The following is a 14541-nucleotide window of genomic DNA, read 5'->3' on the forward strand; positions in this document are numbered from 1 at the left end:
GAGGGGGAACGGTGAGTAGATCACCAAACAAAATGAAAACAGAAATGTTAGCAATGATCCTCGCAGGAGGACAAGGGACTCGTTTAGGGAAACTAACAAAAAATATTGCCAAGCCAGCAGTTCCGTTTGGCGGCAGGTATCGGATCATCGATTTCACGTTGAGTAATTGTGTCAATTCTGGAATCAAAAATGTGGGTGTAGTCACGCAGTACCAACCTTTAGCACTGAACAACCATATCGGCAATGGTGCCAGTTGGGGATTGGATGGAATCAGTACCGGTGTGACGATTTTACAGCCATATTCAAATTCAGAAGGCGAAAAATGGTTTGAGGGAACTGCCCATGCCATCTATCAAAACATCGCCTATATCGATGAGATGGACCCGCAATATGTCTTGATTTTGTCCGGCGACCATATCTACAAAATGGATTACGAAGAAATGCTGGAAAAACACAAAGAAAATGATGCTTCATTGACGGTTGCAGTTCTCGAAGTTCCGATGAAAGATGCTTCTCGTTTCGGGATCATGAATACTGATAAAAATGACCGCATCATCGAATTTGATGAAAAACCAGCCGAACCAAAAAGCAATCTTGCTTCGATGGGGATCTATATATTTGATTGGAGTCGTCTACGCAGTATGCTATTGAGTAACTACACAAAAGACGGCGAAATGGTCGATTTTGGGAAACATGTCATTCCTTCTTATCTAGAAAGCGGCGACAACGTTTTTGCCTATCGCTTCTCTGGCTATTGGAAAGACGTAGGAACGATCGATTCATTGTGGGAAGCCAACATGGAATTTATTGATCCAGCCATGGAGTTGAATATCCGGGATAAAAGCTGGCAAGTGTTCTCCAAAAACCCAATCGCACCACCGCACTTTGTAACTGAAACCGGTGCTGCTAAAAATTCGCTTGTGATGGACGGCTGCTATGTTGCTGGGGAGATCGAGCACAGTATTTTATCAGAGAACGTGCAAGTGAAAGAAGGCTCGACTATCAAAGATAGCGTGATCATGCCTGGAGCGGTGATTGGTAGAAATGTCAAATTAAATCGTGTGATCGTTGGGGAAAATGCAGTGATTGGTGACGACGCAGAGATCGATGGAACAGACGAAATTGCCGTAGTCGGCTATTCTGAAATTTTAGGGGTGACGATTGATGAGAACTAATAAAATGTGTGCAATTTTAGGGAACCTACAGCGATACCAAGACTTGATGCCATTAACGGAGAATCGTCCGCTGTCGACCTTGTTGTTTGACTGCAAATATCGCTTGCTGGATTTCAATCTTTCAAGTATTGAAAATGCCAACATCAAACAAGTCTACATGATTTTCAATGAAGGAGAGACCCAGTCAGTTTTTGATCATATCGGTGGTGGAAAAGAGTGGAACTTGGACGGTGTTCAAAACCGGTTCTTTATCCACTTATTCCAAGACTCATTGAAAAAGCAAGCCGAAGGGCAAGAGTACTACTATAACGTCATTGACTATTTGGAAAAATCAAAATCAGATCACACTGTATTTATGGGCAGCAAAATCTTATGCAACATCGATTTGCGTGCTTTGCTGAAAATTCATCAACTACAAGGCAATGAAATGACTGTGGTGTATAAACGCATCGGCAGTGACAATGTTTCTGAAAGTGACTTGTTGTTTAATGTTGACAGTGAAGGACACTTAGAAGAAGCGATCCAAGCGAAAAAAGGGGAAGTTGGCTCCCTAGTCAACTTGTGTACGGATATTTTTATCATTCAAACGGATCGTCTGATCGCGGCTCTTAAAGAAGGGCAAAAAGTTGGCGCAACGGCAGATCTCGGTCAATTTTTACGAGAGATGATCTCTGTGGAGAACACTGGCCTATATGAGTACACTGGTTACTTAAGTAACATTTATGATATCTCTTCTTATTATCAAACAAATATGGACATGCTAGATGTGCATAAATTCACCTCATTGCTTTATTCGAATCAAAAAATCTATACCAAATTGAAGAATGAAGTACCAACCTATTATTCGGAAACGTCTGAGGTGAAAAATAGCCACTTTGCTTCTGGTTGCATCGTTGAAGGCTCTGTCGAGCAGTCACTGGTTGCTCGCCGTACGAAAATCCATCCTGAGGCAAAAGTCAAAGGCGCGATCATTTTCGGAAATAACGAAATCAAAGCAGGTGCCGAAGTCTCTTATGCAATCTTAGATAAAAATGTAACCATCGCAGAAGGTGTAAAAGTGCAGGGAACCAAAGAAACGCCGATTGTCATTAAGAAGAATTCTCATGTGACAGAAGATGTAATCGGAGGAGCAAGCGCATGAAGGTTTTGTTTACAGCAGCAGAGTGCGCTCCGTTTTTTAAAACAGGCGGGTTAGGGGATGTTGCAGGTGCATTGCCAAAAGAGTTGGTCAAAAAAGGCGTCGAGACAGTTGTCGTCTTACCTTATTTCACGAAAATGCCTGCCGAATACCAAGACCAAATGGAAGAATGTTTTTCCTTTGAAGTGGCGGTCGGCTGGCGCAAGCAATATTGTGGGATCAAAAAATTAGTTCTAGGCGCTGTGACTTATTATTTCATAGACAATCTCTACTATTTTGGTCGCGAACGGCTCTATGATTTTTATGATGATGGGGAACGCTTTGCTTTCTTCCAATTAGCCGTGATCGAAATGATGGAACGCATTGAATTTATTCCAGACGTCGTACATGTCAATGATTACCATACGGCGATGATTCCGTTCTTGATCAAAGAAAAATATCATTGGATCCAAGCGTATCAAAACATACGCACCGTTTTGACGATCCATAACATTGGGTTTCAAGGGTGGTATAGTCGCGATATTTTACCGGATCTTTTTGGGATGGGTACGGAAAGATATGATGATGGAACCTTGCGTTTAAACGATTGCTTGAACTTTATGAAAGCAGGAATCTTGTATGCGGACCGCATCACGACCGTCAGTCCTTCCTATAGTGAAGAAATCAAAACAGCTGAGTTTGGTTGTGGTCTTGAAGTCATTTTACGCATGGAAAGTGGCAAGCTAAGCGGTATCTTGAATGGAATTGATTATGAAATGAATGATCCAGAAACCGATCCTCATTTGGACTATCCTTTCAGTGTCGAGGATTTATCAGGAAAAGCTAAAAACAAGCGAGCGCTACAAGAACAGTTTGGCTTGCCAACTCGTAAAGAGGTTCCGCTGATTTCCGTTGTTAGTCGTTTGACCACTCAAAAGGGGTTCCATTTAGTTCTTGAAGAAATGGAAAACCTCTTGCAGTTTGATGTCCAGTTTATCCTATTGGGAACCGGTGAGCATGATTTTGAAGAAGGCTTTCGCTACTTTGCGCAGAAATATCCTGACAAATGTGCTGCCGCGATTTCTTTTGATATTGCACTGGCGCAAAAGTTATACGCAGCAGCGGATCTCTTCTTGATGCCTTCGGCTTTTGAACCATGTGGACTATCGCAGATGATCGCGATGCGTTATGGTACATTACCGATCGTTCATGAAATCGGTGGCTTGAAAGATACGGTGGATTCCTATAATCCGATCACGAAACAAGGAACTGGCTTTGGCTTCCAAGAGTTTTCACCTTTTTACTTGATGAATGCCTTAAAACAGGGGATTGAATTATATGAATCGGATCCGACAACATGGACGGCATTAGTCAAGCAAGCAATGAAAAAAGATTTTAGCTGGAATCAAAGCTCAGATCTTTATGTTGAGTTGTATAATAATATCAAAGTTTGATTGTTTTAAGACAGAAGAATCCTTGTCTGCAACAGAGCGGCTAGTTGTATGACTAGCCATTCTGGCGGCAAGAATTCTTCTTTTTTATAAACGGTTAGCATAAAGGAGTGTAACCCTATGACAAAAGAACGATTGCGTGATCTGTTAGAAACCAACGTGCACGAACTGTTTGCGATAGAGATCGATGAAGCATCGCCGCAGGAATTGTTTCAGGCACTAGCCAATGTGGTGAAGCAAGTGTATTCAGAAGACTGGCGCCAGACCAGAAAAAATCTCTTGTTGGAGGATCAAAAACAAGCATATTATTTTTCAATCGAATTTTTACCCGGCAAAATGTTAAAGAGTAATCTGTTAAATATGCAGTTGTTGGAGCAAGCGGAAGCCGTTTTTGAAGAGTTAGGGGTTTCACTTGACGATGTTGCAGAGACGGAAAAAGACATGGCTTTAGGCAACGGGGGCCTCGGTCGCTTAGCGTCTTGTTTTATGGATTCATTGGCTTCTTTAGGTTTGCCAGGAAATGGCAATGGGATCCGCTATCGCTACGGATTATTTAAACAAAAATTTATTGACGGCCATCAAGTAGAGTTGCCCGATGACTGGTTGCGTTCGGGAAATGTTTGGGAAGTCCGCAAAGAAAGCAAGGCGGTGCCTATTCGTTTCGGGGGCCAGGTCTATCTCGTTACGGGAGAGGACGGAAAACTAGCACCGGTCTATGAAGGTGGCTTTACCTGGCGGGCAGTTCCGTATGACACCGCGATGGTTGGCTATCAGAATCAACACATCAACACACTGCGCTTGTGGAGTGTCGAAGTACCTGCTGAAGATGAGGCGCATTATGCGACATTGGAATCACGGCAAGCTTTAGAAAATTTGACTGCTGTTTTATATCCAGATGACTCAAACGAGATCGGCAAACGCACACGATTGATGCAAGAATACTTTTTTGTTTCTGCAGGCATTCAAAGTATCATTCGCTATTATAAAAAATCGAATCTGCCTTTAGCAATGCTCAGTGAACGAGTAGCAATCCATATCAACGACACGCACCCAGCCCTTTGTGTCCCAGAACTGATGCGCATTTTAGTTGATGAAGAAGGTCTTGCTTGGGAACAAGCGTGGGCGATCACCGTGAAAGTCATGAGTTATACGAACCATACAATCATGGCGGAAGCCTTAGAAAAATGGCCCGTGCGCATGATTGAAGAAGTTTTGCCGAGAATGGATCAGATCATCAAAGAAATTGATCGCCGTTTTGTGGAAACGATGCAAGGGGTCCATCCGCAAGCGTTACTGGAACGGACACGAATCATTATTGATGATCAAGTCCATATGGCACATCTCGCGATCATCGGCAGCCACAGTGTCAATGGGGTAGCCAAGCTCCATTCTGATTTACTAAAATCAGTGGTACTCCATGACTTTTATCTTATTTATCCGGCCCGTTTCAACAATAAGACCAACGGCATCGCGCAACGGCGTTGGCTTCAGCTAGCCAATCAACCGTTAGCCAAAGTATTGGATCAGTCCATCGGTACAAGCTGGCGCAATGATCCATTAGACCTGCAACTACTCAAAAACTATTATGAGGACGAAACTGTTCTCCAACAAATTGCCGACGCAAAAATGAGTAACAAGCGTGCACTGGCACAGTACATTCAAAAAGCAACGGGCATCACAGTAGATCCGACGGCAATATTTGATGTGCAGATCAAGCGTCTGCATGCATACAAACGACAATTACTAAATCTTATGCATATTCTAAAGCTCTACTTTGAGGTCAAAGACGAACCAACTGCTGCGTTTCATCCAAGAGTCTTTCTCTTTGGTGCCAAAGCCGCACCAAGCTATCACTACGCAAAATCGATCATTAAAGTCATCAATGAAGTGGCGAATCTGATCAATCATGATGAAACCATCAATGATAAAATCAAGGTTGTTTTTTTAGAAAATTACAACGTTTCTTTAGCAGAAAAAATTATCCCAGCAGCGGATGTCAGTGAACAAATATCATTGGCCTCCAAAGAAGCTTCAGGGACAAGTAATATGAAGTTGATGCTAAATGGGGCAGTAACGATCGCCACTTTAGATGGTGCCAATATTGAGATTCGAGATGCAATCGGTGATGAAAACATCGCGATCTTTGGGCTAACCGAAGAAGAAGTGTATCAGTATTACGCCCAGCGTAATTATTCTGCCTATGCGTATTATGAGTCAGATCCACTATTGCAACGTGTAGTCAATGCCTTTATTGACGGGACAATCCCCAATATTCAAGTAGAAGGCCGCGAGATTTTTGATTCACTTTTGAAATACAATGATGAGTACTTTTTATTAAGAGATTTCCACGCCTATTGTGATGCACAGCATCGGGTGGATATTGCTTATCAAGATACTCATCGCTGGCAAAAAATCAGTCTAATGAATATTGCGAATGCTGGGAAGTTTTCGGCGGATGAAACGGTGCGAAATTATGCAGCAGATATTTGGCAGATCGATCCATTATTTGCCCATATCAAAGAACCAAATGCGGCAAGCTTGACGGAGTCAGTGCCTCCAAGGGGAGACAATTGAAGCGACTTCGGTTGAAATGGCGCAGTCTTTCGTGAAATTCTCTTTTATTTGTGGTATGATGAAAAAAATGCATGTAAGAGGATGAGTACAGTGGCAAATTATTTAGATGTGAAACGAAAACACTTCCGTTTTCCTGCTTATGATGATACAGACGGTGTGAAGCTTCAATCCGAGCATCGCCCCGCATTCAGTAAAGCAGATGATTGGATTTTAACCGAAATCAAAGATCCCGTGAGTCATTCTCACAAGGAAGAAAATCAATCTTTGCAGCGTAAAGTGCAGTCCAGCCAACGCGATCGAGGGCACAATGTTCGTCAAAAAGAAGAGCTTGCCAATCACCGTGCCAACTTGCCTCAGTACGGAAAACGTCCGGTGAAAGAGCAGATGCCGACAGGAAAAACCAATTTTTTTGGCAAAGAAGCGAACCATTCTTCTTATCAAGTGACTAGTAAGAAGGAAAAAGCTGAGGTTCCTGTTTCTTCAAAAAAAGAATATTCGGGACGCTCTTACTTCGTGCCTAAATATATTCCTGCATCAATTATTCCAGATGAGCAAAAACCTGAAATTACGCCGAACGATTTGATGGATGCAATGGCAAAAAAACAAGAAAGTTATTTGTTATTTGACACTGAACCAGCAGCTTATCAAGTCAAAGAAGAAAGCGATCCAACCGTCAAAAAATTCAATCGCCACCCCTCTGTTGGGATGACACGCAGCGAGTTTCGAGCCAACAATAAAAAAAATGGTGAGAAAAAACGGTCCGTTTTAGATCGATCATTAAAAGGAATGATTGAAGACGATCAACAAGCAGAATCTTCAAATGGCTATTTTCGTTCTAAATAGCAGAGACAGTTACTTTTAATAGAAGTAGTCCTTTGAGCATAACGATGAATGATTTCAGCTAGATGGCGAACATCTAGCTGTTTTTTTTGTGTGCTGAAACTGCCGATTTCACAAAATACTTAGTCGAATTACATTTTTCACCGACTGAGGAATATTCTGATTTTACTAAGCAATAGCGTGGGCTATAGAATAAAGTGAAACGATCAAAACCATCGTTATTTATAATGTTTGTTATTTTAATTGGCGATTTCTTTTGTCATTTAAAATCGATGGCAGGATTGTGGTTTTCTGATCAGCCGTAATTGAAAAAAGGAAGCAAGCGTCCTGATGGTTAAAGCTGCTCTTTGGGAAGGACTGATCCATGATCGATTTCAAGGGAAAGATACGCTGAAAGGTGGGGCATCAACAAATGAACAAGAAAAAGAGAAAGGTATATTTCACCATCATTATTGGTTTACTTGGAGGACTCTACTTTTTTTCAACCATGAGTGTGTTTTCTTCAAACATTTTCTTTGCTGCACAGCTGGAGGAAGAAACGGTTGCGAGTGACCCATTCGAACCGATACGAGAGAAAGAGGCTGAGGAAAAAGTTGCCATTTATTTTGATGAATCAACGAAAGCCGGGACTGTAGGAGACATGTTACTAGTTGCGTTTCATACGGGCCGTCCCATTAGTGAAATAGCGATCCGGTTGCCGCAATCTGCAGTTTTTGTTGAAGAGAAGTTGCCAAAGGGAGTCAAAATTACGTCAACCACTGAAGAGAATGGTTGGAAACTAACGACTGATATCCCTAGAAGTGATTTTTTGGTTCCATTGGTAGTTGATACAGCAGGGGCGTTTCCATTTGAAGTAGCAGAATCAATGATAATACTTGAAATAAAGGAAGCACGGGAGACAAACCCTACGGATACACAAGAGGATGCGCTAACCGATTCGAGTGACTCCACTGATCAATTCGATCAAGAGGACAAAGAGGATCAATTACCAAAAGAGAAGGAAATAGAAAGCCAGATTCCTGACGAATCAGAGTCAGATCCTGGCAATCTATATCTGTTAGGCGACGACGTAAAAAAGAGAGGGGTTGCTAACTGGGTCGAATTTATGGCTGCAATGGTCGATCCGACGGTCAATTATATTTATTTGACAGCCAGTTTTCAAACGAACGATAATCCTCGTTTAGGCATTACGGGAATTGACGGCTGGAGCAGCAGTGCCAATCCTAATGGCGGATTAGCCTATGTTTATATCAATGCCTCGAGAGTTTCAAGAACGTTAATCATCGATGGTCTCGACACCTTTCAGATGGATCTTAGAGCCGTAGCGATCTGTTTCCGCGATTCCAGTGTCAATCCTGATTCCCCATGGGACATTACCTTGCAAAATTTGGAACTCTACCATGGAAACTTTTGGGGGGCAATTGAATACCATGATTTGAACATGTCAAATCAGCAGCGTTCAATCATTCGGTACCACAATCTCAACCATACGGGCAATCAGTTGTTTTACGGGTTGCACTCTCGAGCCAGCTTTTCTGGACATTCGGTTTCACACCAAACGCCTAGATATACATCAGACTTCAATGCTTCTTGGATGATTCACTCGAACACCCAAGCGAATTTTGAAATCAACCAAATCGAGCTTCGTGAGGGAGCAAACGTCGAAATGTCGACGATCAGCTCAGGAAATCTTGATTTTTATAATATAAATGCGCGTCTCGTATTAGGGGATAATGCCCGACTATCATTAAATGCCAACGGTTCAGCTGGTGAAGCAGGCGGTGCTAATATTCGCTTTGTCGCTGGCAATGGACGCATTGAGTTAGGAAAAGGCGCGGAATTGACACTAAATACACAAAACAACAGCCCAGCAGTCATCACATCAGGCACGCCCCATGATATTCGCTTAATGGAAAAAAGTCGCTTGTCGGTTGCTGCTGCAAACCGAACGTTGTACAGTCATATTTTCTGGTTAAGTGCCAATACGCATGTCACCTTAGAAGACAGCAGCACCTTAGAGGTTGAAGCAACAAATCAAAATACAACCGCAAATATCTTCCACTTCTCTGGCACGACTGGCAATCTCAACGTGGGCAAAGATGCTACCTTAGATATTCGTTCGGACAGCCCACAAGCTGTCCAACGGCTACTTTTCTTTACCGGTGCCAACAATCCCGCAAGATTGACGATCGACGATGCCAAGCGTGTCAATTTGCAAAGAACCCGCGCCATAACGACCACCACAAATGGTCTAATTGAAGGGGGAGGAATCACTGCAAAGAATCAGGCGATTCGCCAGTGGCGGCATGGAAATACAGGAGAGACAGTTGATTTTCAGTGGCAACCGATTTTGTCCATGACTGCGGCGATTTCAGGAACCAATACCAATGTGACCAATGTATCTTCGCTAAATGAGGAAACAAGTCGAGGGTTTGCCGCGCAGTTTGCTTCTCGTTCGCAACGGCTATTGTTTGAGAACATACCAGACGTCACGGTGACCATCGATCCTTTGACAGAAGATAGAACCTTACCTAATGCCTATACGATTTCGGGAACCGCCAATCCTGGTAGCTACCTTCGATTCCAAAGAGAGGGACTGATGCCAGAACCGACGCTTGAAACGACAGTCGATAGTGCTGGCAATAGCACGTATTTTCACACCCAAGCGGATGAAAACGGGCATTATTTACTTGATCTATCTGATTTAGAACCTTTCCAGTATTTTACTCAAGGTGAGGTGGTCACCGCTCAGGCATTTCTTGATGGCAAATGGGCAGAAGCATCAACCACTGTGGAACCCATTGGTGACGTAGACCCAAAAGATCCCCTTGATCCTGATCAACCGATTCTACCTGAAAATCCACCCTTGATACCAGAAAATCGCGGGTTTATCAGTATAGACTTTGTTTCACAATTCGATTTTGGTACAGTACCGATTCGCTCGTCGACAAGCCGCTATCCGGCGCGTCCGCAACGAATTTCTTTAGTGGATGATCATGAATCAACCGAACGACCAAACTACATTCAGGTTTCCGATCGTCGATTTCTTCAAAAGGGCTGGACCTTGAGTGCCCGATTATCAGAGGAAGGGTTCGTTAGCACGGAAGCGTTTAAGCACCACTTAAAAGGAGCGAGTGTGCATTTGACGAATATTGAAATGGTTACCTCTAGAGAAAATCCCTCTGAAGCACCAGACTACTTTGATGCAATCGAGCTGGGACCGCAGAACCAAGTGATTGCACGTGCCAATGAAAAGCAAGGGGCGGGAACTTGGATTCAACGCTATGGAAACGAGGATACCATGCAAAAAAGTGTCGAGCTGGAAATCCCTATTGGCGCGAGGCCGCAAGCAACAAGTTATCAAGGAACCATCCATTGGGAGCTGAGTTTCGTACCTGGTGCTGACGAATAACCCCTTGGAAAACAAGTAAGTATGTTCTGCAATCGTGAATATGATCGAACACTGTAAAAGTTGATCAGACAAAAAGAAGTCCATTTGCCATTGGACTTCTTTTTTGTCTGAAACAGACGAGCGGTGGTTTAAACTGCTTTTTCCACTTTGGTGGATATGCTTTTCGATCAATAGAAGAGAGTGAAACCACAGGCAATGGATCAATGAGTAAAATCATGACATGGTAGTGATCAATGAAATCACTTAAGCACTATATCTTCCCCAGTATAAATTTTATTTAGCTATTTTAGTAATTAAATCCTGCTCAAATATTTTAATTTTCTCTTGCCTTTTGATATGCTAAGAACAAGGGGGAATCAAAGATGGAAGTTGATCTACAAATGCTGGCGATGATTTTCTTTATCAATCTCGCCTATGTTACATTGAACACACTGCGATTTTTATTGACAATGAAAGGGTATCGCGTGATTGCCCCATTAGTGAGTATGATCGAAATCACGATCTATATTTTAGGCTTATCTATGGTATTGGATCGTTTGGATAACCCGCTGAATCTCTTATTCTATGCATTAGGTTATGCTGCAGGAGTCAGTATTGGTATCAAAATCGAAGATAAGCTGGCTCTGGGCTATACAATGGTCACAGTGATCCTACCTAGTAATACGGATGAGGAAAAAAGTTTGCCTAAGATCTTACGACAAGAAGGCTACGGAGTTACACAAAGTTATGGAGAAGGCTTAGAAGGGCCACGACTGATTTTAGAGATTCTTTCCCAAAGAAAAAGTGAGAAAAAGCTCTATCAAACCATCAAAGCGGTGGAAGAACGAGCGTTTATCATCAGCTATGAACCCAAGTATATCTCAGGTGGATTTTGGACCAAAAAAATCAGTCGCCGAGAAGCAAAGTTGAAAAAACAAGCACCTGTTGATTGAAGAAACTCAGTCAGCCGTGATTCATTTGAGAAGAATAGCAGAGTAAAAGACAGGGAATTTATTGATGAGAGGAAGCGTAAGGTGTGGAAAAGAAAGCAAATGGTATGATGGCGGTCATCGCTGCCCTGATCTCAAATATTTTGGTGGCTATTAGTAAGTTTGTCGGTTATGCACTAAGTGGCAGTGCAGCCATGTTGAATGAAAGCATTCATAGTGTCGTGGATTGTAGCAATCAAATCTTTTTATTGATCGGGGATAAACGGGCAACAAAGGGCCAAAGTGAACTGCATCAGTTTGGAGAAGGTCGGGCGAAATATTTTTTTAGCACGATCGTTGCGATGATGCTCTTCTTTGGTGGGGGCGCACTCGGTGTGATGGAAGCGGTAGAAAAGCTGCTGCATCCTGCCCATGAAGTTGGTAACGCTTGGTTGGTGATCGCTATTTTGATTTTCGGGATGATCGTTGAAGGAAGTTCGTTGTGGATCGCGATCAAGGAGATCCGCGAACTGAATGTGGAACGTCAACCAATCTATCGTTTTTTGAAAGAAAGTCGGCATAGTGAGATTCTGATCATTTTCACAGAAGACTTTTGTGCAATGATCGGCCTAATGATCGCACTATTTGGTACGATTTTAACCATGATTACGGGTAACGCATTTTTTGATGCCTTCAGTGGTTTATTGATTGGTCTTTTATTGATGGTAGCAGCCATTTTCTTAGCCCGCGAATTTTACAGTCTACTGATTGGCGAAAGTGTCACAAAACGGGATCTAGCAGTGATCAAAAGAGCATTTGAACGGCCAGATGTTGATCGCTTGATTGATGTTAAAACGGTGCATTTAGGACCATCAGAAATTTTGATTGCGGCAAAAGTTGATATTGCCTCGAAACAAGAAGAGGTCGGCTATGAGATCATTAATGAGATTGAAGCCGAGATTCGACACCAGATGGCAGATAAAAAAGTCTATATTTATATTGAGACAGATGAGTATGACCCTCACTATATGGAGAAACGGCGCAAACTTGTGCGACCTTCCCACTGATTTAGCTAGAATAAAGCAGCTTTTTTTGATACAATAGACAAGGATTATCACATAGTGAAGGAGATTTCAAAATTATGATCAATGCAAGTGACTTAAGAGCTGGAATGACATTCGTTCAAGACGGCAAACTTATCAAAGTATTAGATGCTAGCCATCACAAACCAGGTAAGGGAAATACGGTTATGCGTATGAAATTACGGGACGTTCGGACTGGTTCGACTTATGATACAACCTTCCGTCCAGAAGAAAAATTTGAAAAAGCGCATATTGATACGAAAGCTGTACAATATCTATACACAATGGATGATACAGCATTCTTCATGGATCTGGAAACCTATGAACAATATGAAATTCCAGTTGAAGTGGTAGAAGAAGAAATGAAATTTATTCTTGAAAACATGGAAGTAAAAATCCAATTCTTCGGCAGCGAAGTAATCGGCGTTCAACTACCATCAAGCGTAATCTTAAAGGTTGTTGAAACACAGCCGTCGATCAAAGGGGCGACTGTGACTGGTTCAGGCAAGCCAGCAACGATGGAAACGGGCTTAGTTGTCAATGTTCCTGACTTTGTTGAAGAAGGCGAAATGCTAGAAATCAATACAGCTGAAGGTACCTACTTAAAACGTGCGAAATAAGAAAAAAACCGCGACTTGTTCGCGGTTTTTTCTTTTGCTCTGGAGGAGGGATCAAAAGTGAATCATTTCCCGTCTGCCAATGATTTTTGTAAGGGATAAATACTATAGGGTTTACTGATAAAGTAGGCGACGGAGCAGACGATCACAAACAAGGGCAGATTTTCAAAGCCAAAGACTTCCCCACCGATAAAGATCGGTGCAAATAAAGTGCTAGTAGCACTGCCAAAGACACTGGCATAGCCTAGGGCTGCCACCAGTTCGATAGGCAGTCCGAAGAGCGGTGCCAGCACGACGCCCAAAGAGGCGCCGATCGCAAACAAAGGGGTGACTTCTCCGCCCAAAAAACCAATACTGATAGTCAGTACAGTTAACACCATCTTAAGCAGCCAGTCATAAGAATAGATTGGTTGATTCGTGAAACTAGCGCTGATCAAATTCGTTCCTAAACCTGAATAACGACCATGATACAAAAGGACAAAAAGTAAGACTAGCACGAGTGAACCGATGCCGATGCGCCAGAGAGGATGAGGAAAGCGTCGTTTCATGATCCGTTTCATCGTTTCTAATAATCCCGCAAAGCTGCCACCAACAATACCAAATAGTAAGCCAATCAAAAGTAATTTCAGAAAAACAGCCAAAGTCAAATCGGGGGAAGGTGACAAAGCAAAACTAAATTTTTCTAATCCTAACAATTGAGAAGTCGTACTAGCAGTGAAAGCAGCCAGCAAAGTTGGTAAGAGTGCATGATGACTGAATTTACCGATGACAAGTACCTCCAGTGCGAAGAACGTCGCAGCGATCGGGGTTTCAAATAAACCAGCAAATCCCGCAGCCATCCCAATCATGATCAGGGTGCTGGCGTACTTTTCTAGTCGCAGCCATTTTCCTAAGCGATTGGCGATGGTGGCACCTAACTGAACCGCAACCCCTTCTCTGCCAGCGCTTCCTCCAAATAAATGCGTCAGCCAGGTTCCCACCATTACAAAAGGAATCAAGCGCAACGGAATGTCTTTTTCTTCTTCATGTCCGACTAAAAACACTAAATTCATTCCCTGAGGACTTCGGTCACCGTACTTTTGGAACAGGTAAGTAAAACAAATGCCGATAATGGGTAAAAAGAGAATCAAGGGCAAAAAATGACTATCACGAAAGGCGCTTAAGGAAAGTAGGATCTTCCCAAAGAAGGTGTCGACGGCTCCAGCGAATACGCCAATAACCAGACTGACCACACCTAAAGCAGTCAGTTCCCAATTAGTTGTTTTTTGTTTCATCATTTCTATCACGATCCTTTAAAAAGAATATAGGAACAATGCTCCTGCAAATACGACGACCTAGTGAAAATAAAAAAATGACTGCTACACA

Annotated in this window: 10 protein-coding genes; 9 read left to right on the forward strand and 1 reads right to left on the reverse strand. The window is 42.6% G+C overall.

The features are described from left to right. Nucleotides 1-32 precede the first annotated feature (32 nt). The 9 genes from IGJ42_RS05965 (at nt 33) to efp (ending at nt 13179) form a co-directional block, all read left to right on the forward strand. Nucleotides 33-1175, forward strand: a complete 1143-nt coding sequence (locus IGJ42_RS05965; RefSeq protein ID WP_016613232.1) for a glucose-1-phosphate adenylyltransferase — start codon at nt 33-35, stop codon at nt 1173-1175. Then, nucleotides 1165-2316, forward strand: a complete 1152-nt coding sequence (gene glgD, locus IGJ42_RS05970; RefSeq protein ID WP_016613233.1) for a glucose-1-phosphate adenylyltransferase subunit GlgD — start codon at nt 1165-1167, stop codon at nt 2314-2316. Before IGJ42_RS05965 ends, glgD begins: the two co-directional genes overlap by 11 nt. Continuing rightward, nucleotides 2313-3746: a glycogen synthase GlgA gene (gene glgA, locus IGJ42_RS05975; protein WP_086332233.1), complete on the forward strand. Its 1434-nt coding sequence runs from the start codon at nt 2313-2315 to the stop codon at nt 3744-3746. The genes glgD and glgA overlap by 4 nt, the downstream gene beginning before the upstream one ends. A gap of 117 nt (nt 3747-3863) precedes the next feature. Continuing rightward, nucleotides 3864-6317 (forward strand): glycogen/starch/alpha-glucan phosphorylase, encoded by a 2454-nt coding sequence (locus IGJ42_RS05980; RefSeq protein WP_086332234.1) that lies wholly within the window; start codon nt 3864-3866, stop codon nt 6315-6317. An 81-nt stretch (nt 6318-6398) separates the two neighbouring features. Next, nucleotides 6399-7160 carry a hypothetical protein gene (locus IGJ42_RS05985; RefSeq protein WP_005236785.1) on the forward strand — a complete coding sequence of 254 codons (762 nt, stop codon included), beginning with the start codon at nt 6399-6401 and terminating at the stop codon, nt 7158-7160. 409 nt (nt 7161-7569) lie between these two features. Then, complete coding sequence (locus IGJ42_RS05990; protein ID WP_422705340.1) at nt 7570-10569, forward strand: WxL domain-containing protein; 3000 nt, start codon at nt 7570-7572, stop codon at nt 10567-10569. Nucleotides 10570-10931: 362 nt separating this feature from the next. After that, nucleotides 10932-11501 (forward strand): DUF2179 domain-containing protein, encoded by a 570-nt coding sequence (locus IGJ42_RS05995; RefSeq protein ID WP_005236782.1) that lies wholly within the window; start codon nt 10932-10934, stop codon nt 11499-11501. A gap of 104 nt (nt 11502-11605) precedes the next feature. Further along, a complete protein-coding gene (locus tag IGJ42_RS06000; protein WP_034872243.1) occupies nt 11606-12544 on the forward strand; it encodes a cation diffusion facilitator family transporter in 939 nt (312 codons plus the stop codon). A 74-nt stretch (nt 12545-12618) separates the two neighbouring features. Next, a complete protein-coding gene (gene efp, locus IGJ42_RS06005; protein ID WP_005229668.1) occupies nt 12619-13179 on the forward strand; it encodes an elongation factor P in 561 nt (186 codons plus the stop codon). 62 nt (nt 13180-13241) lie between these two features. Here efp and IGJ42_RS06010 read toward each other — a convergent pair whose 3' ends face one another. After that, nucleotides 13242-14453: a chloride channel protein gene (locus IGJ42_RS06010; protein ID WP_008379710.1), complete on the reverse strand. Its 1212-nt coding sequence runs from the start codon at nt 14451-14453 to the stop codon at nt 13242-13244. Nucleotides 14454-14541 lie beyond the last annotated feature (88 nt).

Origin of the sequence: Enterococcus sp. DIV1067f, from assembly GCF_050543505.1 — a bacterium.
In the GTDB taxonomy this organism is placed as follows: Bacteria; Bacillota; Bacilli; order Lactobacillales; family Enterococcaceae; genus Enterococcus_D; species Enterococcus_D entomosocium.